Annotated in this window: 19 protein-coding genes; 14 read left to right on the plus strand and 5 right to left on the minus strand. The window is 67.7% G+C overall.

Translation table 11 applies throughout. The features are described 5' to 3' along the window. Positions 1-272 precede the first annotated feature (272 nt). The 5 genes from IE92_RS17265 (at position 273) to IE92_RS0107210 (ending at position 4,147) form a co-directional block, all read left to right on the plus strand. Entirely contained in the window at positions 273-854 is a 582-nt protein-coding gene (locus IE92_RS17265) for an alternate-type signal peptide domain-containing protein (RefSeq protein ID WP_051701714.1), read from the plus strand. Next, positions 851-1,657: a hypothetical protein gene (locus IE92_RS0107195; protein WP_030147826.1), complete on the plus strand. Its 807-nt coding sequence runs from the start codon at positions 851-853 to the stop codon at positions 1,655-1,657. Before IE92_RS17265 ends, IE92_RS0107195 begins: the two co-directional genes overlap by 4 nt. After that, entirely contained in the window at positions 1,654-2,571 is a 918-nt protein-coding gene (locus IE92_RS0107200; protein WP_030147827.1) for a hypothetical protein, read from the plus strand. The genes IE92_RS0107195 and IE92_RS0107200 overlap by 4 nt, the downstream gene beginning before the upstream one ends. After that, positions 2,568-3,221 carry a hypothetical protein gene (locus tag IE92_RS0107205; protein WP_030147828.1) on the plus strand — a complete coding sequence of 218 codons (654 nt, stop codon included), beginning with the start codon at positions 2,568-2,570 and terminating at the stop codon, positions 3,219-3,221. The genes IE92_RS0107200 and IE92_RS0107205 overlap by 4 nt, the downstream gene beginning before the upstream one ends. Before the next feature lie 107 nt (positions 3,222-3,328). Beyond that, entirely contained in the window at positions 3,329-4,147 is an 819-nt protein-coding gene (locus IE92_RS0107210) for a response regulator transcription factor (RefSeq protein WP_030147829.1), read from the plus strand. Between the two features lie 102 nt (positions 4,148-4,249). Here IE92_RS0107210 and IE92_RS0107215 read toward each other — a convergent pair whose 3' ends face one another. Then, positions 4,250-4,630 carry an Hpt domain-containing protein gene (locus IE92_RS0107215; protein WP_030147830.1) on the minus strand — a complete coding sequence of 127 codons (381 nt, stop codon included), beginning with the start codon at positions 4,628-4,630 and terminating at the stop codon, positions 4,250-4,252. Between the two features lie 201 nt (positions 4,631-4,831). Here IE92_RS0107215 and IE92_RS0107220 point away from each other — a divergent pair, with 201 nt between their 5' ends. From IE92_RS0107220 to IE92_RS0107245, 6 genes are all read left to right on the plus strand, one after another. Continuing rightward, positions 4,832-5,947, plus strand: a complete 1,116-nt coding sequence (locus IE92_RS0107220; protein WP_030147831.1) for a lactonase family protein — start codon at positions 4,832-4,834, stop codon at positions 5,945-5,947. Positions 5,948-6,028: 81 nt separating this feature from the next. Continuing rightward, positions 6,029-6,664, plus strand: coding sequence for a GNAT family N-acetyltransferase (locus IE92_RS0107225; RefSeq protein ID WP_030147832.1), 636 nt, complete (start codon positions 6,029-6,031; stop codon positions 6,662-6,664). Between the two features lie 154 nt (positions 6,665-6,818). Further along, positions 6,819-7,613 carry an ABC transporter ATP-binding protein gene (locus tag IE92_RS0107230; RefSeq protein WP_081863967.1) on the plus strand — a complete coding sequence of 265 codons (795 nt, stop codon included), beginning with the start codon at positions 6,819-6,821 and terminating at the stop codon, positions 7,611-7,613. After that, positions 7,610-9,004 (plus strand): FtsX-like permease family protein, encoded by a 1,395-nt coding sequence (locus IE92_RS0107235; RefSeq protein WP_081863966.1) that lies wholly within the window; start codon positions 7,610-7,612, stop codon positions 9,002-9,004. Before IE92_RS0107230 ends, IE92_RS0107235 begins: the two co-directional genes overlap by 4 nt. Positions 9,005-9,096: 92 nt before the next feature. Continuing rightward, on the plus strand, positions 9,097-9,399 hold the full coding sequence (locus tag IE92_RS0107240) for a chorismate mutase (RefSeq protein WP_030147835.1): 303 nt from the start codon (positions 9,097-9,099) through the stop codon (positions 9,397-9,399). 5 nt (positions 9,400-9,404) lie between these two features. Further along, complete coding sequence (locus IE92_RS0107245; protein WP_030147836.1) at positions 9,405-10,082, plus strand: pentapeptide repeat-containing protein; 678 nt, start codon at positions 9,405-9,407, stop codon at positions 10,080-10,082. 27 nt (positions 10,083-10,109) lie between these two features. On the opposite strand, the gene IE92_RS0107250 is transcribed toward IE92_RS0107245, so the two are convergent. The 3 genes from IE92_RS0107250 to IE92_RS0107260 all read right to left on the minus strand — a co-directional run bounded on the left by IE92_RS0107250 (position 10,110) and on the right by IE92_RS0107260 (position 16,229). Then, entirely contained in the window at positions 10,110-11,039 is a 930-nt protein-coding gene (locus IE92_RS0107250; protein WP_030147837.1) for an AEC family transporter, read from the minus strand. A gap of 223 nt (positions 11,040-11,262) precedes the next feature. Continuing rightward, positions 11,263-13,416 (minus strand): YhgE/Pip domain-containing protein, encoded by a 2,154-nt coding sequence (locus IE92_RS0107255; RefSeq protein ID WP_030147838.1) that lies wholly within the window; start codon positions 13,414-13,416, stop codon positions 11,263-11,265. Next, the gene (locus tag IE92_RS0107260) at positions 13,413-16,229 is read right to left on the minus strand and encodes an MMPL family transporter (RefSeq protein WP_030147839.1); all 2,817 of its coding nucleotides are present in this window, start codon (positions 16,227-16,229) and stop codon (positions 13,413-13,415) included. The genes IE92_RS0107255 and IE92_RS0107260 overlap by 4 nt, the downstream gene beginning before the upstream one ends. A 121-nt stretch (positions 16,230-16,350) precedes the next feature. Here IE92_RS0107260 and IE92_RS0107265 point away from each other — a divergent pair, with 121 nt between their 5' ends. The 3 genes from IE92_RS0107265 (at position 16,351) to IE92_RS0107275 (ending at position 18,789) form a co-directional block, all read left to right on the plus strand. Next, positions 16,351-17,010: a TetR/AcrR family transcriptional regulator gene (locus IE92_RS0107265; RefSeq protein WP_030147840.1), complete on the plus strand. Its 660-nt coding sequence runs from the start codon at positions 16,351-16,353 to the stop codon at positions 17,008-17,010. Positions 17,011-17,446: 436 nt separating this feature from the next. Next, positions 17,447-18,526, plus strand: coding sequence for a hypothetical protein (locus tag IE92_RS0107270; RefSeq protein WP_156027455.1), 1,080 nt, complete (start codon positions 17,447-17,449; stop codon positions 18,524-18,526). Between the two features lie 59 nt (positions 18,527-18,585). After that, complete coding sequence (locus IE92_RS0107275; protein WP_030147842.1) at positions 18,586-18,789, plus strand: hypothetical protein; 204 nt, start codon at positions 18,586-18,588, stop codon at positions 18,787-18,789. Here IE92_RS0107275 and IE92_RS0107280 read toward each other — a convergent pair. Beyond that, complete coding sequence (locus IE92_RS0107280; RefSeq protein WP_030147843.1) at positions 18,786-19,634, minus strand: hypothetical protein; 849 nt, start codon at positions 19,632-19,634, stop codon at positions 18,786-18,788. The genes IE92_RS0107275 and IE92_RS0107280 overlap by 4 nt on opposite strands. Positions 19,635-19,879 lie beyond the last annotated feature (245 nt).

Consider the following 19,879-nt stretch of genomic DNA (forward strand, 5'->3'; position numbering starts at 1 on the left):
CCCTTCGGGCGGCGGTCACGGATACGTCCTCACAGCACTATCGTGTGACGTATCACCCCGGTGTGCGGGCCTCGGCCCCGCCGGATGGGACACAGCCTCCCCGCTGTTGCCCCGGACGAGCATCGCTCGGCAATGGGACGCAGCCCCCCCGCTGTTGCCCCGGCCTGAGCCCCGCTCGGCGAAACGGATCGGCCTCGTGAGTATTCCCCCTAATTTCCTCACGGGGCCGATCCCATACCCTCCCCACTTTTGCCCCGGACGAAAGGACCATCGTGCGCAAGCTCATCACCGCCGCGATCGCCGCCGTTTTCGGGGCTGCGCTGCTGATGGGCGGTGCCGGAACGCTGGCGTTTTGGACCGACACCAAGGATGCGGCACCGTTGAAGATCCAGTCGGGATCGCTGAGCCTCGGCAACGTGGGTGGCGCCACCACCGCATGGACCCTCGGTCAGGACGTGCCCCAGGGCCGCGGATCCGCCGCGATCGCCTACACCGGTCAGGCCCTCGTCCCCGGTGACGTGCTCACCGGCACCGTCAACGTTCCGGTTGAACTGATCGGCACCGACATGCGCGCGAGCCTCGCGGTCTCGGCCCTCAGCGTGACCGGGAGCACCGGATCGGCCGCGGATGCGGCCCTTGCCAAGACCCTGGTGACACGCGTGGTGAGTGTGGGCACCGCCCAGACCATCACCACCGGGATTTCCCCCGCCGGGACCGTGAATGCCGGGGATCGCACCGTTCCCGTGGTGGTCAGCGTGACCCTGCCCTGGGAAACGACCGCCGCAATGTCCGGTAGCGTAAAGCTCGCGATGACCTACACCCTGACCCAGCAGCCGATCGGAGCCGCATCGTGAGCACCGACCCGCAGCAGCCCGCGCCCGGCACCGAGTCCGAGACGCCATCCGCCCCGAAGTCGGGCGCGGTGCCCGATTCGGCAGCCGAATCGACATCCGCATCCGTGCCGGAGTCGGCAGCCGCGGTCGCGCCGGCCACGGCAAAGGAGTCTCTCTTCCGTCGCCTGTTCCGGACTCGCAGCGCCCGCGTCTGGACCGTCGCGGTGCTCGCCGCCCTGACCGGCGTGGCCCTGCTGGGTGGACCCGGCACGATCGCCTACCTGAGCGATCAGGCCAGCGGTCCCACCGCAACCATCTCGGCGGCCACGGGCATTTCGGCCACCGCGACCGCGACCCTCGACACCGTGACCACGGGCACCTCCCGCACGATCGTCGCCGCGCCCGGTACCGGCATCGTCCCGGGGGTGCGCGCCCAGCGCATCCGTTTTGTGGTGACCGCGGCCGCTACCAACCCGGTGCAGACCAAGATTTCGGGCACGATCACCGCGACCGCCACCGATCTCGGTGTGACCATGTACGGTCGAGGCGCGCTCAAGATCGGTGCCGAGGGCTCGGCCGGATGCACCGTGTCTGGTGCACAGCTGTCCGCGGGAAAGATCACCGCGACCCTCACCCAGACGCCGAACACCACGCTCAAGCCCGGTGCCAGCTGCACGATCGACGTCACCGTGGCCGTGCCCGCCACCGCCGATGACGGCGGCGACGTGGCCCGCGAACTGCGCGAGCTTAAGTCCAGCCCGCTGGCGGCCTTCAAACTTGACGCGACCCTGACCCAGGTACCCCGATCGGAGGAACGACCGTGAAGTTTCGTCCCCGTCTGATCGCCCTCGGCGTGGGCCTCGCCCTCGCCGCGGTGGGCATCCCCACCGCCGTGACCGGTGCCTACCTGACCACCACCGCGAGCGCGAGCGCCGATACCGCGCTGGGTAACTGGTGCTCGGTTCCGGACCCGGCCAAGAAGGCCAACGTCTACGCCCTCTCCGACTTCCAGAGTGTGGGATCCTCGCGGGTGCTGATCGTCCCCGTGGTGCGCAGCGCGCAGTTTGCCTCCACCGAGGGGATCGCCAACACCACCGATGGCCTCGGCGTTCGCCTCTGGGGCTGCGCCGACAAGATCCCCGCGGGTTCGGTCCGGGTCAGCGCCTGGCGTGGAACCGGTGCGCCGACCGCCGGTGACTGGAGCGTGGCCCCCGCCGCCGGAAACCTGGCGGCCGCCAGACTCAACCCCGCCGGTGCTCTCGGTTCCTCGCTGCGTGCCCTCGCGGACGGGACCGGTGGCCAGGCCATCGATCCGGCAACCGGTGTCGCCGCCTCGACCTCGCGCTACTCCTGGCTCGTGGATGCCAACCGCAACCGGTCGGATCGGGTCGGCGCGGTGCCCGCCTGTGGCGGAAAGGACTGCGTGGTCGCCCCGACCGGTGCCGCCGCGCTCGACTCGGTCTTCTCGGGCAATGCCGCGGCGACTCCGTCCGGTGCCGTTCACGGGAACTCGGCCGTTTATCTCGCCGCCAACTACTATGCGCCCGGCGGAACCTGGCCCAAAACCCCCGCCGGTACCGCCGCTCCCGCATCCGCACACCCCACCGTGCTGACCCCGCCCGCCGCGGGCACCAACCCGCTCGAGGACACCACCGGCAGCGTGCTGCAGTGGGTGGTGCTGGAGTGGACCGGTGCCCAGGTTCCGCCGAGCTTTGAGATTGAGGTGTTCGCCGGATGAGCCTGCGCAGCGTACTCACCGGGGGCGTGCTGGCCGCGGCGCTGATCGTTGCCCTCCCCGGCGCAGCCTTCGCCACCCCCGAGGACCGATCGATCGAGCTGACCGGCAGCGGCCAGGGCGAGCTCGGCGACATGTTCGGCTCACAGATCCTGATCCCCGGCAGCAAAATCTCGGCCGACTTTAACGTGGTGCGCCGCGGCGGGGGCGTCTCCACGCTCTCGCTGGCGCTGTTCGCCGACATGGATCCGCGCGGTCCGCTGGGCCTCTCGGCTCGGGTCAGCGTGCGCACCCCCACCGCGCAGGAAAACGCGGTCCTCGGGGATCTGCTCCAGGAGGGCAGCGTGATGGATCTGGGGACCGGCGCCGACCAGGTCACCCCCGTGCACCTGGAAATCGCCCTGCCCGGCGAATCCGGCAACGGGACCATGGATCGCACCGTGCCCTTCAAGATCCGGGTCACCGCGCAGGATCGAACCGCCCTACCCGATGCCAACGCCAACGGCGCGCGTCCGGCATCCGCCGGGCACGGCGGCTGGCTCTCGGAAACCGGGGCATCCCCGGCCCCCTGGTTGTGGGCGGCCGGCGGGGTGATCGTGGCCGGTGTACTGGCCCTCATCGGGCGTCGACGTCGCGAGACCTCCTCAAAGTAGCCCCCCATTCGGGGTACACGACTGGGTGCCTGGTGCGCTTCTCCCGCGCGAGAGGTAGGCTGAAAGAACGGCGTTTTTCCCCGCCGTAGCCAGGGAGTACCAGCAGGATGACCACCGAGCCGATCCGCACCGCGGTCGTGATCGAAGATGACCCCGATATTCGCGGTCTGATCACCACGATTTTGACGCAGGCGGGATTCGCCGTAGCCAGTTCCCCCAGCGGTATCGAGGGCGTGGAACTGGTACGTGCCGAACAGCCCAGCATCGTGACCCTGGATATCGGGCTGCTGGACATCGATGGCCTGGAAGTGGCTCGCCGCATCCGTCTCTTCAGCGACTGCTATATCGTGATGCTTACCGCGCAGGCCGATGAGGTCGATGTGCTGTTCGGGCTGGAGTCCGGCGCCGATGACTATCTGGCCAAACCCTTCCGTCCGCGTGAGCTGCGGGCCCGGATCGAGGCAATGCTGCGCCGTCCTCGCGGCGGTGCCCCTGCCGCGGTTCCGGCCGAGGCCGTGGCCCCCGTTTCACCGGCCGCGCCCGTGGAGCCGGCCGCACCCCTCGTGGCCGAGGCGCCGGTATCGGATCGGGTGTTCAGCCACAACGGGCTGATCCTGGATCGCGACACACGCACCGTCGAGTGCCGGGGTCTCACCATCGCGCTCACCCGGACCGAGTTCGATCTGCTGGCCTCGCTGCTGGCTTCGGGCCGTCGAGTGCGCTCGAAGGCGGACCTTGTGCGCGAGCTGCGCGCCGGCGAGTACATGGTCAGCGACTACGTGAGCGAGTCCGAGGAGCGCTCGATCGAGGTGCACTTCGGAAACCTGCGGCGCAAGCTCGGCGACGATGTGCGTCAGCCCGAATGGGTGGAGACCGTGCGCGGCGTGGGGTACCGGATGGCACCCGCTCGGGTCGACGCGGTCTAGGGACGCACCCGGCGGTCCTGCGTTGGGCGGCGGCGGTCGCTCGCGTTGGGCGGAACCGTGGTCGCCGAGACCGGCTACTCGCGCTCGGCGCGGTTGCGCCGATTAGGCGGGCGACTGCTCGCTGAGATAGGTGCGCAGGGCTTCGATGGTTTCGATTCCGCTCACCCGCAGCGCGCGGAGGTTTTCCTCGACCCGGTCGGGGTGCCCTTCGCTCAGCGTGCACTCAATCCCGGCGGCGATTACGGTGAGCCGCTTGGCACCGACCATCGCGCTCGAGGTGCGAATGCTCAGCACGCTGTCGCGGGCATGCAGCACATCCGAGTGCAGAATGCTCTGCTCGAGAGCGGCGATTCGCTCGGGCCAGCGCTCACAAAACGAGTGCAGGAAGGCGCGGGTCGCGGCGAGGTCGCCGTTTAGTGCGGCGCTCAGCCGCTCGATCTCCGCGTGTTCGAGGAGCGGATGGTCTGTGGGGTCAACGCACATGACGCTCCTTCTTGTGATACGCCCCCGGAACTGGGGGTCTTTCCTACTCTTCCCCATAATTACGGGTCCGACTCAAGATTGAGCGCTCACGAACCTCAAGACTGCCGCAGGTTCTGGAAAAATGGATGACATCCGCGTCCGGTAGCATGTGGACATGGAACAGCGAGAGTTCACGATTCTGACGTCCGCGCGGGTAGCACGATGAGCGGCGCACGCCTCTGGTCGGGCTCCTATACTCGGGACTCAAATGCACCCGGCGCGGGGATTACCGCGCTGGGATCCCGTGCCGATGGATCGCTGATCCCCGGGGCCGAAACCGCCGCCGATTCCCCCTCGTTCCTTGCGGCCCACCCCACCCTGCCGGTGTTCTACGCGGCCCTGGAATTCTCCGGTCGGGTGCAGGCGTACCACGCCGGTGAGCGGGCCGTGCGCTTCGGCCCGGCCCGCGCCTCGGCCGACTCGGTATGCCACCTCACCGTCACGAACGACGGCGCGCTGCTGATCGCCAGCGGTTACGGGGACGGCCGGGTACTGGCCTATCCGCTGGGTGCCGACGGCGCGATCCTCGCCGATGCCGCCGACCCGGTGGCCTCCATCGATCCGCACCGCAACCCGTTTACCGACGGCGAGCTGACCGGTGGACCCGGCCCCAGCTCCTTCACCGACCTGACCCTCGCCTCCCACGTGGCCGAGGCCGCGCCGGCCCGCCCCTCACACGCCCACGCGAGCGTCGAGCTGGCCGACGGACGCATTCTCTCCACCGATCTGGGGCATGACGCGCTGCGCTTCTGGAAGCGCACCGGCACCGGGCTCGCGCTGGATCGCACGCTGGCCCTGCCCCTCGGGGTGGGACCGCGGCACCTGATCGCCCACCCCAGCGGGCACGTGCACGTGGTGACCGAGCGCAGCATCGAGATCTTCACCATCGCCCCGGCCGACGCCGGGAACTGGCGCGTGGTGGCCGCGGTGTCGGCCACCGCCGACGGTGCCGAGGATCAGGACGCCGCGGCCGAGCTCTCGCAGAACGCCGCGGGGGACCGCCTCTATGCGGGCATCCGCGGAAGCGATCGGATCTCGACCCTCGAGGTGTCCGGCAACGGCCAGACCGTGCGTGCGATTGCCGATACCGAGAGCGGGGGACGCTGGCCGAGGCACCACCTGCTCGCCGGTGACCTGCTGCACGTGGCCCATGAGCACTCGCATCAGATCACCACGCTGCGCCTGGATGCGCGCGGGGTTCCGGGACGCCCGGTCGGGCATGCGGATGTGGGGGCACCCACGTGTGTGTTGGCCGACCCCGCGGCGGTATCCGCGTAAATCCGGTCGGGATAGATAAACGAAGCGTAAACGATGCCGACACAGTGTCGGCGCGGGGCCATTGTGTCCTAGAATCGTGGAATGACAGCACGGATTCCCGCACCCGAACCGCTCATCGGCCGTTTCATCCGCCTCGACGTGATGACCGACGAGGACCTGCCGGATCTGTGGAAGGCCATCGGCCGGCCCCAGGTGTTTGCCGACGGTTACGGTGGCGGGCTGGCGGCGCTGCCCAAGGACCTCGCCGGATTCAAGAAGTTCGCCTCGCGCTACTACAGCCGCACCCGCAAGAATGTGTACACCGTGCGCCTGGTCGGTGGCGACGCCGACGGCACCGTGGTGGGCACCACCACCCTGGGCGACTTCGACCTGCCCCGGGAGGCCGCCCACATCGGCTGGACCGCGTATGACCCGGCGGTCTGGGGTACCGCGGTCAACGCCGAGGCCAAGCTCCTGCTGCTGAACCTGGCGTTTTCCAGTGGGTTTGGCCGGGTCCGCATCCAGGCCGATGCGCTCAACGATCACTCGCGGGCGGCGATTCTCAAGCTCGGTGCCAAGTTCGAGGGCCTGCTGCGCCGCGACCAGCGTCGGGCCGATGGAACCTGGCGGACCACGGCGATCTACTCGGTGATCGTGGACGAGTGGCCCGATGTGCGGCACGGCCTGGAGACCCGGCTGGCACGCTGGACCCGTCCGGTAGACCTGCGCGCCGCCTAGGACCTCCTGACTGGCACGGTCAGATCGGGCAATGGATCTGCGCGCCGCCTAGACCGGCACCATCCGCAAGCATCGGGGTGGATACCTCTGCCGGATGACGGGGTTCCCTCGCCCGGTCGATGCCACCCCTCGGTGATGCGCGGAGGATGGAATCATGAACAATTTCCCCTCCGTGCCCACGCACACAGTGCTCAGCGCCGCAAACCTGGTTAAGGTATACGGCGGGAAAACCCGCGCCCTCGCCGGCGTTGACCTCGCGCTTTCGGCCGGAGAGTCCGTCGCGATTATGGGGGCATCCGGCTCGGGAAAAACCACCCTGCTGCACACCCTCGCCGGGATCATCGTGCCCGATGGCGGGCGGGTCACCTTCAACGGCCCGGTCGGCCCGGTCGAGGTCAGCGCCCTCAACGATCGCGACCGCTCCAAGCTGCGCCGGGAATCGTTTGGCTTCGTCTTTCAGCAGGGACTGCTGGTTCCCGAACTCACCGCGACCGAAAACGTCGCGCTCCCGATGATGCTCGCGGGCTACCCTCGGGCCGAGAGCGAAACCCACGCCCGGCGCTGGCTGGACGCGCTGGGTCTGCCCGGGCTCGGGGACCGCCGCATCGGCGAACTCTCCGGCGGTCAGGCTCAGCGCGTCGCGATCGCCCGCGCCCAGGTCACCGGAGCATCGATCATCTTCGCCGACGAGCCCACCGGTGCCCTGGACTCGCAGACCTCCGCCGACGTGATGGACGCGCTCCTGCACTCCACCGTCGGCCAGGGCCACACCCTGGTGGTGGTGACCCACGACCGCGAGGTGGCCGCGCGCTGCGACCGCATCATCCACATCCGCGACGGCCGCGTGCACACCGACCCGGGCCACCCGGGGGAGCCCGCGGTTCCGGCCACCCCCGCCCCGTCCTTTGTCGGCGAGGGCTGGGATCGCCCGGCGGGAGAAACCCGATGACCACGACCCAGACCACCATTCCGGCACCGCTGCCCGTTCGGGCTCGCCGCCGGGTACCGATCCTGCGCCTCACCTGGATGCTCGCGCGCCCCGGAACCCAGAGTCCCGCGGCCCTGATCCTGCCCGCCGTGGCCTTCGGCGTGACCAGCGCGCTGCTGGTCATCGTTGCCGGCGGGACCGCGATGTTCTGGCGGATCACCGGGGACGAGGCGATCATGTACCGCATCCTCAGCGCCCTCGCGCTGTCCCTGCTGATCGTTCCGCTGCTGGGACTGGGCGCCGCGGCGGCCCGCCTCTCGGCCCGCCGCCGCGACGACCGGCTGGCCTCGCTGCGGCTGATCGGCGCAACCGGCGCCGATGTGACCCGGGTCACCGTGCTGGAATCCACGGTCATCGCCCTGCTCGGCGCGCTCGGCGGGGTACTGCTCGCACTCGCCACTAGCCCGCTGGTGGGACTGATCTCCTTCCGCGGGCACCCCATCGGTGCCGAGGAGCTGTGGATCGGCCCCGGACCGATGGCGCTGATCATCGCCGGGGTAACCCTGTTGGCCGCGATCAGCTCGGTGGTTGGTCTGCGCCGCGTGGTCATCTCGCCGCTGGGGGTGCGCACCCGGCAGCGCAAGCCGCAGCCGCACTGGGTACGCCCGCTGATCGCGCTGGCGGCCCTGATCGCCATCTCGATGGTGCTGCAGAGCCTGGGAGCGTTGAACGTCGAGGTGGGGATCGCCCTGGCCATCGGTGGGGCCGTCGCGGTGGGCCTGGCGCTGCTCGGCCTGGTGGGGCCGTGGCTGCTCTCGGTGTGGGCAAAACTACAGCTGCGCCGGGCCAAGACGGTCCCGCAGCTGATCGCCGCCCGCGCGATCCTCGACAACCCCGGTGCCATCTGGCGTCAGGTCGGGGGCGTGGCGATGACCTCGTTTGTGGCCGTGGTGGCCGGAAGTGGGATCGGCCTGGTGCTGGCAATTGACGACGGCAGCACCGGATCCGACGGCTTCGAAACCCTGCCGATGGATATCTTCACCGGGATCGTGGTGGTGCTGATCGGGTCGTTCCTGATGGTCGCCGTCTCGGTGGGGATCAATCAGGCGGCGCTGGTCATGGACCGACGCGACATTACCGTGAGCCTGGACCGCCTGGGGATGCCCCGCGAGATGATCGAGGCGGCGCGCTCCCGGCAGGCGATTGCCCCGGTGCTGGTGGTCTCGATCACCGCGGCGATCATCGGCGGTGCGGTGGTCTTCCCCCTGACCGGCATGGCGCTGCTGCTCAGCCCCAGCACGATCGGCGTGGTCTTGGCCAGCATCCTGATCGGGCTCACCCTGGTGTGGTTGGCCGTGCGAGCCACCCGGCCGATCCAGCGGGTTGTGCTGGCGCAACCCGAGCGCGCCTAGCCGGCGCGTGGGCCGGGGTCACCGACCCCGCTCTCGGCAAACTCATACCCCGGGCGGACGCGATTGTCTGCCCGGGGTATTAGATTATATTCATGGCCGAATTGACCCCTCAGGAACAGCTGAACCGCCTGCGTAGCAGCATCGACAACATCGACTCCGCGTTGATTCACATGCTCGCCGAACGCTTCCGATGCACCCAGGCGGTGGGAGAACTCAAGGCCGAACACCAGATGCCCGCCTCCGACCCCGGCCGCGAAAAGCGTCAGGTTGCTCGGCTGCGGGCGCTCGCCGAGGACGCCCAGCTGGACCCGGCCTTCGCCGAGAAGTGGTTCAACTTTGTTGTGGCCGAGGTGATTCAGCACCATGTGACCCTCGCCGAAGCACGCGAGGCCTAGGCTCCGTGGCAAAACCTTCCTCCGCGAAATCCGGCGTGCTGCGCGCCCCCGAATTCGATCCGGCCCCGCTGGATCACCTGGAATCCGGCCTGGATACCGAGGTCCGTGCCGGCGAGCGGCTCGATTCGCTGCGCTTTACGGACGTGGACCTCAGCGGCGCACCCCTCGCCGGGCTCGACCTGACCGAGTGCGAGTTCCTGGGCGTGGAGCTTGATGGCGCGGATCTGCGTGGATTCCGGGCGATCGATAGCCGCTTCGAACGGGTCAACGCGCCGGTGCTCAAGGTCGCGCGCTCGCAGTTCCGCGAGGTGCGGATCGAGGGATCGCGCTTCGGGTCCGCCGAGGCCTACGATGCGGGCTGGGAGGCGGTCCACTTCATCGGCTGCAAGATCGGCTACCTCAACCTACGCTCGGCGATGATCACCAACATGGCCTTCACCGACTGCACGATCGACGAGCTGGACCTGGGCGGCGCCACCGTGTCCCGGCTGGCCTTCCCCGGAACCCAGGTGCACACCCTGGACATCACCGGGGCGCGCCTGGACAACGTCGACCTGCGCGGGCTGGAACCGCGGGTGCTCAACGGGATCGAATCCCTCGCCGGCAGCGTGATGACCGAGGCGCAGTTCGCCTGGATCGCGCCGCTCCTGGCCACGCATCTCGGGGTAACCCTCACCGCATAGCGCCGTTCCCCGGCCGCCGCCGCTCGACTACATCATCAGGGCGGCGATCAGGCTGAGGGCCGGGACCGCGAGCACCGTGGTGAGGAGCACGGTGTCGCGGGAGGCGACCATCCCCACGTTGTAGCGGCTGGCGAAGTTGTAGACGTTTTGCGCGGTGGGCAGCGCCGAGATCATCACGGCGGCGGTGAGCTCGGGACCGGAGATCCCCAGCACCAGCACGCCGAAGCCCAGCGCGAGCGCGGGCATCACCGCGACCTTGATCAGGCTCGCCAGGATGATCTCCCCGGTGTGCTCCCCGGCGGCAAGCGGTTTGGAACCGTGCAGGGACATCCCGAACGCGATCAGGATCATCGGGATCGCCGCCCCGCCGATGATGTGGAACGGCTCAAACACGGCCTCGGGGACGGGTATTTCGGAGACCGCGACGAGCACCCCCAGGGCCGAGGCGATGACCATCGGATTGCGGAAGGGCTGGCTGAGGATTCCGCGCAGGGTCACCCGGCCCGAGGTGCCGAGGTCCAGCACGATCAGCACGATCGGGTTGAGAATCAGCAGCTGGAACAGCAGGACCGGGACCACCTCGGCGTAGTCCCCAAACACGTAGAGGGCCACCGGGAGCCCGATGTTGTTGGCGTTCAGCAGCGAGGCCGACAGCGCGCCGAGGGCCTGCTCGGGAACCGTGCGCTTCTTGCCCCGTCGAACGAGTGGTGCCAGGAGGAGGAAGAGTCCGGCGGCACCGAATGCAGTCATCGCGGCCAGGGGCAGGCGGCTGGAGAACATCGTGGCGATCTCCGCATGCGCGAGCGTGTAGAACAGCAGGGCCGGGGTGGCCACAAAAAACGCGACCCGGTTGAGGACAAACTGCCCCTGTGGACCGGCGGCACCCGAGCGGGCCAGGAGGTATCCGGCAAGGATGACGACCGCAATGATCCCGAATCCCGTGAGTACGCCGCCCATCCCCACACCCTATCGGGGCGGGCGTGCATGATGGTGCAGCCGCCGCGGGGGTTTGTTCATTCGCCAGACAAAATGGGCCTGGCGAAACAGACCAGCCAAGACGGGCCAGTCAAAGCGGGCCAGGCGAAACGGCTCAGCCGAACGGGCCTGGCGAAACGGGCCCGGTTAAAAACAACGCCGGGTGGTACGGAATCCCGTACCACCCGGCGTCGTTCGGGGTGCGCTAGATGCGAGCCTCCACCGGTTCCGGCCGGCGTCGGGCTCGTGCCGCGGCAAACGTGCTGACCAGCAGCGCGCCCACGGTCCACAGCACCAGCACGGTGATCGAGCCGGCTGGGGAGCCGTCTCCGGTGATCGCCCGCAGGGCATCGCTGGCGGGTCCGACCGGCATCCAGCCGACGGCCGACTGCAGCAGGGCCGGGGCCGTCGCGATGATGCCGCTGGCCAGGACCACGATTGCGACGATCATCGAGATGAACTTCCCCACGCCGCCCAGCAGCGCGCCGAGCGCCTGGTTGGTGGCGGCGAAGGCGACCCCGGCGAGCATCGCGATCGCGGCGAATCCGGCCCAGGGCCAGAAGTCGATCTTCAGCAGGGGTGCCAGCACCGCGGCGACCAGCAGACCCTGACCGGCTCCGAGCAGGGCCCCCGGCCAGAACGCACGCAGCGCGAGCAGCGGGGACGGGCGGGTGGAGCCGTGCGCGCCGATCGGCAGCGGACGCAGCACCAGGAAGGTTGCCAGCGCGCCGAGCCACAGGGCGAGCACCGCATAGAACGGGGCACCCTGCGCGCCGAGTGCGCCGCCGAGGCTCTCGGTGGCGTTCTCCTTGCCGCCGGTGCGGATCGGATCGGCGACCACGCTGGAGAGCTTCTCGCGCTGCTGCTTGGAGTAGCTGGGCAGCTGGTCCACCGCGGTCTTGAGGCCGTCGGCGAGCTGCACCGCACCACCCTCGAGCGAGGTGGCACCCTCGGTCAGCGGGGTGAAGCCCTCGCCGAGCTGCGAGATTCCGGTGCTCAGCTTGGTGGCACCGTCGGCGAGACCGGACGAACCGGTCTGCAGCTTGTGGGTACCCTCGGCGAGGCCGGCGGCACCCTGGGCGAGGCCCGCGGCACCGGTGTTGAGCTTGCCCGCGCCGTCGGCGAGGCCGGCGGCACCGGTCGCGAGCTGACCGCTGGCGGTGGCGAGGGCCGCGAGACCATCGAGCGCCGAGGGCTGGCCGGCAGCGGCGGGCTTGGTCAGCCCGTCGAGCAGTCCGTTGACGCCGGCGGCGAGGCCGGGGTTCTGCGCGGTTCCGTTACCCTTGATGGCGATTTCGGCACCGGCCAGACGCGCGATCGCGCCGGTGGGGTCGGAGGGCCCACCCACCACACCGGCAAGCTGCTCGCAGAAGGCCTGGCTGGCACCGCTCGTTGCGCACTCGGCGGCAAGCTGACCGAGCTGACCGGCGACCGCGGTGTTCCCGGTCACCAGCTGACTGGTCTGGCCCAGGCCCGCGCGCAGCGGGGCCTCACCCTGCTTGATACCCTGCAGGCCGCCGCTCAGCGCGTTCAGCCCGTCGTGGAGCTGACTGGCACCACCGGCGAGCTGCTGCGCACCCTGGGCCAGCGGTCCGGTTCCCTGGGCGAGCTGCCCGGCACCCGAGCTCAGCTGGTCGGCACCGGACGCAAGTGCGCCGACACCAGTGTTGAGCTGCCCGGCACCGTTGGCCAGTGCGCCGGCACCCGTGCCCAGCTGGGTCACGCCCTCGCCCACCTGGCCGAGTCCGCCGCTGAGCTTGCCCGCGCCGTCGGCGAGCTGGCTGGCCCCATCGGAGGCCTTACCGATCTGCTCGCCGAGGGTGTTGAAGCCCACGTAGATGTTGTCGAGGTAGGTCTCGGTCAGCTGCTTTCCGCTGAGCGAGGCGGCGGTGTTGGCCACGGTCTGGCTGATCGCGCCGTCCACCAGCTTGGCGGCGTCGCTCGTGGTCACGTCGATCACGGCCTCGCGCGGCTTGTCCCCGGAGATTGAGGTCGCGGCGGCGGAGAAGTCCTTGGGGATCGTCACCACGGCCACGTACTCACCCGAGGCGAGTCCGCTGCGGGCGTCGTCGGCGTCGGTGATGGTCCAGTCATAGTTGGTCTCGGTCTTGCCCGGTGCGGATACCAGGCCCGCGGTCAGCTGACGCCCCAGGGGCACCAGCTGGCCGTTCACGGTGACCGGCTTGTCCTCGTTCACGATGGCGGCGCGGACGTTGTGTAGGCGGCTGGAGGGATCCCACAGCGCCCACACCAGGATGCCCGCGATCACCAGCGGCACCAGGACCAGCCCGATGATCGAGAGGACGCGGCGACGCGGGGTGCGCCCCGGCCGCTGCAGGAGGTCGGTTAGTGAGCTCATGCGAGCACCTCGGATTTCACGGTCGAGAGGGTCATCGAAACCACCGTCGTCGCGGGGGCGACGCACTCGGCCGCGATGGCCGGGTCGGTGGTTCCCAGAATCAGGGTGAGCGGCCGGCTTGCGGCCACCCGGGCGCGGGCGGCCTCGAGCCGGTCGCGCAGGCGGGTGCGGGTCAGCGGATCCAGGTGATCCACGCCGTCGATCGCCAGGATCTCCGGGTTCTCGGCGAGCAGCGCCTCGAAGGCCCGCTCGCTGGTGTGGCTGATATCCACCCAGGCCGCGCGGCGACGTACGGCTCCGGCATGGGTCGGCAGCACGCGTCCGGTGACCTTAAGGATGCCCTCGGTCACCTCCTGGCGCCCGGTTAGCGTGAGCAGGGTCTGGGACACGGCGGCCGCCGGCCCCGACACGGTGAGCACGTCGCCGGGCCGAACCGAGACACCCACCGGGGCGAACTGGTCGCCGGCGGGACGTAGGTCCGCCCCCACGATCGCGTCGGTGTTGCCGGGCTCGGGCCACTCACGCAGCTTGATGTCGTGGGACAGGCTCTCGCCCTCCACATCGAAGGACGGCAGGATCTTATCGAGCCAGCGCGGCATCTTCCAGGCGCGGTCGCCGAGCAGCGCGAGCACGGCGGGGACCAGCATCATGCGGACGATGAACGCATCCACGGCCACACCCACGGCCAGGCCCAGGGCGATCGGCTTGATGTTGTTATCGCCCTCGGGGATGAAGGCGGCGAACACGGCGATCATGATGATGGCGGCGGCCGTCACCACCTTGGCCGACCCGGTGAAGCCGCGTTCGATGGCCTGCTTGGCGGTGGCCCCGTGGACGTATTCCTCACGCATTCGGGCTACCAGGAAGACCTCGTAGTCCATCGCCAGACCAAACAGCACACCCATCAGCAGGATCGGCATGAATGAGATCACCGGACCGGTTTGATGGACGTTGAACAGGTCCGCAGCCCAGCCGAGCTCAAACACCGCGGCCACCACACCGAAGGACACACCCACGCTCAGCAGGTAGCCCAGGGTCGCCTTGATCGGGACCCAGATCGAGCGGAACACCATCGTCAGCAGCACCAGCGAGAGGCCGACCACGAGCAGACCGAACGGCAGCAGTGCGCCGCCGAGCATGGTCGAGACGTCGATCGCCATGGCCGTGTAGCCGGTGACCGAGAGCGAGACGCCGTACTTGTCCTGGAAGTGATCGTGCATCGAGCGGATCTTCGCCACCAGGTCCTGCGTCTGCTGCGAGTTGGGCCCATCGCTCGGGATCACCTGGATGATTCCGGTGTCCGCCGAGGCGTTGGGGGTGGCCAGCGGAACTGACTTCACGCCCGGCAGCTTCTCGATCTCGGCGGCCATATCCGACATCAGCTTGAGCGGATCGGTGCTCTTGACGATGGTTCCGGTGACGATCAGCGGGCCGTTGAATCCGGCACCGAAGTTATCGGCGATGCTGTCATAGGTTTCGCGCGACTCCGAACCCGGGGCGTGCGATCCGGCATCCGGCAGGGCCAGACGCAGGTGCAGACCGGGCAGGGCGGCGGCACCGAGACCCACCACGATCACGATGATGGTGACCAGCGGGAAGCGGGTCACCGCGCGCACCCAGCCGAGGAAGAAGCGGTTGGGCTTAGGCTCAGTGTGCACGGGCGCGGCGGCGGGGGCCGGGGCGGCATGAGCGGGCTTCGTGTCGTCGGCCGCGCCCTTTCCGCGGCGGGCCGCACGCTTCTCGGTGCGGGCGGCGTTCTTCAGCGCGCGACGTTCGGCGCGGCTGCCCACCTTGGGGCGCAGGCGTTCGCCGGCAAAGCCGAGCATCGCGGGCATCAGGGTCAGCGAGATCAGCACGGCCACCAGGACCGACGCGGCGGCGCCGATACCCATCGTGGTGAGGAAGGGGATACCGGCAACGAACAGGCCCACCAGGGCGATCATCACGGTCAGACCGGCGAAGACCACGGCCGAACCGGCGGTGGCGATGGCGCGGGCGGCGGACTCACGTGGATCCATTCCGCGCGCCAATTGCTCGGTATGTCTGGCCAGGATGAACAGGGCGTAGTCGATGCCCACCGCCAGGCCCAGCATCAGCGCGAGCATCAGGGTCGTGGACGGGACCGAGCCAAAGACGGTCACAAACATGATCGCCAGCGCCGACACACCCACACCCATCAGGGCGTTGAGCAGCGGCATTCCGGCGGCCACCACCGAGCCGAAGGTGAACAGCAGCACGATCAGCGCAACCACCACACCCACGGCCTCGGTCAGCGAGACGGCGGGAACCTCGGCGTTGAAGACGTCGCCTCCGAGGGACGCGGTGGCCCCCTGCGGAAGCTCCTTCTTGAGGTCGGCCAGCGCGTTTTCCACGCCGTCGATGGTCTTGGGCTTGACCTCAAGCGCGGTGCCGGAGAACTGGATCGAGATCAGCGCGGCACGATCGTTATCGGCAATACTGCCCTTGACCGTGTCGCCAAAGGGCGAAACCGCGCCCTCGATGCCGTCGATCTTTTCCAGGGTCGAGACGGTGTCCTCGACGCTCTTCTTGATGGCCGGATCGTCGATCTTGAGCTTGTCGCCGCTGACCACCACGATCTGGCCGGATGCGCCACTGATCTGGGGGAAGGTGGTCTTGAGGCTATCGAGGGCGACCTGGGATTCGGTGCCCGGGATGCTGAAACTGTTCTCGGTACCCTGACCGAGCAGACCCGCGCCCGCACCGAACAGGGCGAGGATCACGATCCAGATACCCAGCACAAGTTTGCGGGCGCCGAAGGCCCAGCGGCCCAGCGAATAGAGTAGGGATGACACGAAATAACTCCTGAACGAGGGGGCTCGTGGGAAAAGTTTGGATACGCTAGTGTATTCAATACACAAATGTATTCGATACATCGGTGTATCGCAATTTGTAGTGGAGAAAGCTGAGGATTTTATGAGTGCAGATGCGGGAGAAGCGCCGGTCGTCGAAAGTGCCCGCCGCAAGCGGACCCGCGATCGCCTCATCGATGCCGCCTACGACGTCTTCGCCGAGCACGGGATCGCCGCGGCGACCGTCGAGCAGATCACCGAGCAGGCCGGATTTACTCGCGGCGCCTTTTACTCCAACTTCGAGTCCAAAGAGGAACTGTTCTTCGCACTCGCCGAACGCGAAAACCAGGTACGTTTCGACCGCCTGGAGGCGGGCCTGACCGCCTACTTCCCCGAGCGTGGCCAGATCACCACCGATCAGATTTCCGGCATCGTGCGGGACTTCCTTGGCCTGCAGCCCGATAACCGGTCCTGGTGCCTGATGCAGAGCGAATTCCAGATGCTCGCGCTGCGCGATCCCGAGGTGGGCAAAACCTACATCGCCGGAGAGAACCGCGCGATGTCGATGCTCGGTGCCCGCCTGGATGAGCTGGTCGCGATGGTGGGGCTGCGCTTCACCATGGACTCGCGCGAGCTCTCCCAGGTGCTCGGCGCCATCTACTCCGACGGCATCACCCGCGTCATGCTCACCGGCTCAAGTAATCCCGGCCCGGACACCATCGACGAGGTCTCGGACACCATCGCCCGCATCGTGCAGGCATTCACCGAGCCGATCCCCGCCTAGCGCGTTCCGTCCCCCCCCCCCGGGGATTAGCCTGCTCCTCCTCGGCTTCCCTTCGGGTAGTTCGTTCCTCCCCAGGCTCCCGTTCCCGGGTCGTTCTCCACAGTCTGAGTTCGGCCTCGATTTGGCATGCCTGTCGCTGCCTACGATTGTCCTACCCATTTGGCCGTGAAATGGCCGGGGGCGAGTTGAGCGGCACCTGAGCCCTCCGCTTGCTCGTGCGGGCATGAATGAGAGGAGAGCAGCCATGGTGAGCCTGGGACATGCAGAGGGCGTACCCGATGACCCGGCCGCGTGGGCGATGCTTGGCGCAATAGACCGCTGGTCGGACTGGGTATATCGTCGTGTCGATAGCGTGAGTCTGCTCCCCGGAGATCAGGGATGTCTCCGACATTCGATTGACTGCATTCCGATTGCTGAGCCTCGCCTAGCCTATGACGTGCGCGAACGTGAGAGCGAGAGTTTCACGGGGCTGCGAGGTCTTGTGATGGTACCACTGGCCTTTATCAAGAAGGGGCCACTGCGCGGCCTAGACACTCTCGGCCCGGACGGAACGCCGATGCCGGTCATGGAATCTGGTGAGGTCCACCGCATGGTCACCGAAATGGTGATGATCGCACTCACTCATGCGGGGGTCCGTGCAGACGAAGCAGTGCGCGCCGTTATATTGCGCATCGTGGACCCGCTCGGCACAGTTTCTGTGGATGCGGTATCGCGGTTGTGTTCCACGGGGATCTGGGCGGGCGACCGGCTCTGGCCCGAAGCAACCGTGATCCCGGGCACGCTCATTTACCTGATCGAAACGCTCGTTACCAATACCCCTCTTATCGGGCTTTTGCCTTCCGAATCCGCGGGGAAGAGGCAGGTACTTAAGCTGTCATACCTGTGGAGTGTGGCTCCTCGTCGCCGCGGTGAGGGTCTGCGCCTTGTGTTGGCGTCGTTTGGCGGTTCAAGCCTGGAGCTGAGGGTTCCGCTCTTCATGAACGTGGGGGCACGTTCTCATCTTTTTGAATTCCAGGCACCGGCGCAGCTGTGTGTGGAGAGAATCGATGTCTCGCGCATGGTGCCTCCTCTCTCCGCAGACGGGCGCTCGATTGCGATGGCACGCATACTCGTACGAGTACCCGTATATGGGCTGCGCGCTACCGCCATGGTCGCTACGGGAATTACGTCGGCGGAGTTTTTCGCCTCACTGCAATTGCTTCAGGACCGAGGGAACTCGTGGGGCGGGGGTGTCGGTGCCCTTTTTCTCTCGTCCTCGGCCGTGTTCATTGGGCTTCTGGGATTTCGTCAGGAAACCTCTTTCGTTTCGAGAATTCTTCTCCCGTTGCGAGGCGGAATCGTTGGGAGTGCCCTGCTGCTCTTGGCCCTTGCGGGATGCGCTGCCGCCAGTGTGGGCACGGACGTGATCCGGATATTTATCGAGTCGGGTTTGGCTGTGTCGGTGTTCGTGTTTGTCGCCATGCTGTTGCTTCCGCTGCTGGGCCGAGAGAGAAAGCGAAAACACAGCCGTCTCTAAGAGCAAGCTATTACGGTGGCATCAGCCATACAGGTATGACTTTGAAAGGAAGGGGTCTCATGTGGGGCCGCAGAAAGAAGCAGCGAGATCCTTTTTACGAGGGTGCCGGGCTCGTCGTTTTTGGATTCACGATTCCGCTGATGGTGGGGGAACTGCCCTTTGACCCGGAGTTGACTACCTCACAAGCTGAGGACGAAGGGAGTGAGTCATTTTTCTACGATCCGCAGTCTCGGATCGGGAAGAGCCGGTTTGCCGACGACTAATGTGCGCGCTGGTCCTGGGCCAGACCACTCGCGTAGTTCCAGCCCGGATATCGCTCCACGAGGGTGCGAACCTCGCGCCAGGGATCACTGGGAGCGGGATGCCAGAGCTGACCGGGCCGGACCAGCGCAAGTGTATACGGGGTATGCTGCAGGAGCGCCGACACCGCGATGGCGCCGAGTGTGGCGACGTCGGTTTTGCGGATGTGGGTTTCGATGCGGAAACGGCGCAGACGATATCGACTGGGGTCTTGCCACTCGTGAAACAGGGTGATCGCGCGTGGCGCGAGGTCTGCGGCTGAATAGGTCTGTGGGGTGAAGCCCGTGCTCTCCTCGGTGCCGTCTTCTGTGTTATCGCTCGCCGCAGTGCCGTGTGCCTCGGCTCTGTGCGCGTCGACGGCGGCATCCGGTTCGATCAGGCCGCCCGTGCGCGGGATGATCGCCCAGGCCAGACTCAGCGCCGTGAGCCGTGCCGAATACTCGTAAAGGGGCCGTTCGAGCGCGAGGAGTTCGGCGAACGTTGCCGATCTGTCACCGGGGCGTAGTGACTGACCGAGCGCGATTGCTGTAGCCAGCTCCGCAGTGCGCAGGGTCATCGCCCAGGGCTCGGGGATTGCCGGGGGCAGGTTTAGCGGCGAATCCCATCCGATCCACCGCCACCGCGTGCGGCCCGAACGGTACATGAAGTCCCAGCGTCGGGTATCCCCAAAGAGCCAGAAGAATGCGGGAAATACCAGATTGGCGGGTGCCCAGCACGCATCCCAGGATCCGAGGATTCCACTGGCCTCCGCCACCGGAAGTCGCTCTGTGGATCCGCTCCACTCGGCCGCAACGTGAGCGGGTTCCACGGTCCAGTCCCACTCCCAGGTTCGGTCGGATTCCGGGCCTGTGCTCGTCTGCGCCGGTGGGTGACGGTCGCCACCGCCCGCAAAATGGCCCCGCAACTCACCCGCACGGATCATGCCAACAGAAAAGCAGGCGTGCCGTGCTCGAGCCTGCTCGGGGCAATCCTGCCCAGAACTAGCGTGCAGTGCCCGGTCCTGTCCTAAGGAATCCTGCCCTGCGCTATTCGGCTCCCTGCAGTCGTGACCGG

This window comes from Mycetocola saprophilus (assembly GCF_000718085.1).
In the GTDB taxonomy this organism is placed as follows: domain Bacteria; phylum Actinomycetota; class Actinomycetes; order Actinomycetales; family Microbacteriaceae; genus Mycetocola; species Mycetocola saprophilus.